The following is a 2,014-nucleotide window of genomic DNA, read 5'->3' as shown; positions in this document are numbered from 1 at the left end:
ACGGCGCTTTCAGGTTGCACCTCCTCACCCTTCATCTGGACGATTTGCTTCTTGGGCTCAAGGATCGTCGTGCGGCCATGCAGGATCATGGCCACCTTCTGGTAGTTGGAGATGTAGACCGGCCGCTCCGGTTCGTCCGCTTCGATCAGGTCGTCGCCGAAAAAGCGGCTGCGATAGCTAGCCTGCAGCAGGGCAAGCAGCGACGGCGCAATATCCACCTGGCTCGCCAGCCGGTTGATCCGGCGGGGCTTGACAAAGCCCTGCGACCAGATGATGCACGGTATGTGGTATTTGTTCATGTCGAGCTCGATCTTGCCTGCGACGCTCGCCGTATGATCGGCGACAAAGACAAAAACGGTATCCCTGAACCACGGTTTCGCCGATGCCTTCTTGACCAGTTCCCCGATCGCGTAGTCGGAATATTTGACCGCCCCGTCGCGCCCGCCCGGCGATGGGATGTCTATGGCGCCAGCTGGATAGGTAAAGGGCCGGTGGTTTGACGTGTTCATGACGAAGCTGAAGAAGTTCTTGCCGGCTTTCGCCGAGGCGTCGGCTTGGCGGATCACCTCGTCATAGAGATCCTCATCGCTAACGCCCCACGCATTGGCGAAATGCACATCGCCTGCCGCCATCGTAGCGCGGTCGACGATACCGAAGCCGTTAGTGGAAAAGAACGCGTTCATGTTGTCGAAATAGCCGTAGCCGCCATAGAGGAAGCGCGTATCGTAGCCCGAATCCTGGAACACCGAGCCAATGGTGAAGAGATTGTCGTTGCCGGGGCGACGCAGGATCGATTGCCCCGGGGTCGGCGGGACTGAGAGCGCGATCGCTTCAAGCCCGCGCACGGTGCGCGTGCCGGTCGCCCGCATTTCCGTGAAAAGCAGGCCTTCAGACGCCAGCCGGTCAAGGTTCGGTGTCAGTCTTTTCGGATTGCCGAATGTGCCCATGAACTCCGCACTCATGCTTTCCATGCCGACCAGGATGACGTTCTTGCGCAGCATCGGCCCCTCGGCTCGAATGTCACGCGTGATGTCGTTTAAATCGGTGCTTTCGAACGGCTCGTGATCTTCCGCTAAAAGGTCGCGTGTCCGTTCGGCCGCCTGTTTCTCGGGCATGGTCCGATAGAAATTCGCGAAATCGATCTCATTCGAGAAGAAGGCGCTAACCAAACCGTAGAGTCCGTTGCCCCCGAGTTCGCGGGCGATCGCGCTCGGCATCGGCCGTGTGATCGAATCGGGCGTCACCAACACGCCGGCGGCGGCCATTCCCGTTATCGTCGCAAAGACCGCCAGCCGCTTCATGAACGGCGGATGCGGCGCGAAGCCTGCCTTCACCTGGCGGCGGAGCAGATAGGCCCCGCCGACCGCCAAAAGGCCGATGCCGGCAAGCAGCGGCACCACCGGATAGCTCTCCATGATGTTCTGGATCACTTCCTGCGTGTACACGAGGTAGTCGACCGCGATGAAATTGAAGCGCGTCGTGAATTCGTCCCAGAAGAAATACTCGCTGACCCCCTGCACGACCATCATAAACAGGAAGATTGCGAAGCCCGAGAGCCCAACTGCGCGGTCAAACCGCTTTCCGGCCCACGAAACTGGCAGGAGCAGCGGGAAGAGGAGAAAGACCACGAGGATTGGAAGCAGCGTGACGATATCGAACCAGAAGCCAGTGAAGAAAGGAACCAGCCAGTCGGCCGGATGGAAAGACAGGTCTTTGGCCGAAACCAGCGACAGCGCCAGCCTGACGAGGAACTGAGTCAACAGGAAAAGCAGGATGAACGGCTTCAGCCGACGAAAGAACGCACCGATTGATTGAGCAAAAGTCATAGCAAGCCTCCGAAGCAGCTGGATGTCTGGGCAATTATGCCTTGTTTTCAACCTTGGCAACCGTCGGGACGAGATCGATCGCATGGCTGCGATGCCGATCCCCGATTTGGCCCGCGCGAGTCCGAAACTTCATCGACGGTGGTGGTAGCGGGACGATGTGAAAGGTTCGCGGCGAAGGTGATTTGTTC

The 2,014-nt window shown here is 58.9% G+C and carries 1 protein-coding gene; it reads right to left on the bottom strand.

Annotated elements, in window-relative coordinates:
- The coding region (locus tag AC0L3O_RS35290) for an LTA synthase family protein (RefSeq protein WP_473618133.1) at positions 1-1,826 on the bottom strand (1,826 nt) is incomplete at its 3' end.
- Positions 1,827-2,014: the final 188 nt, after the last annotated feature.

Source organism: Mesorhizobium sp. WSM4810, assembly GCF_055811235.1.
This window is presented reverse-complemented; position numbering and strand designations above follow the sequence as displayed.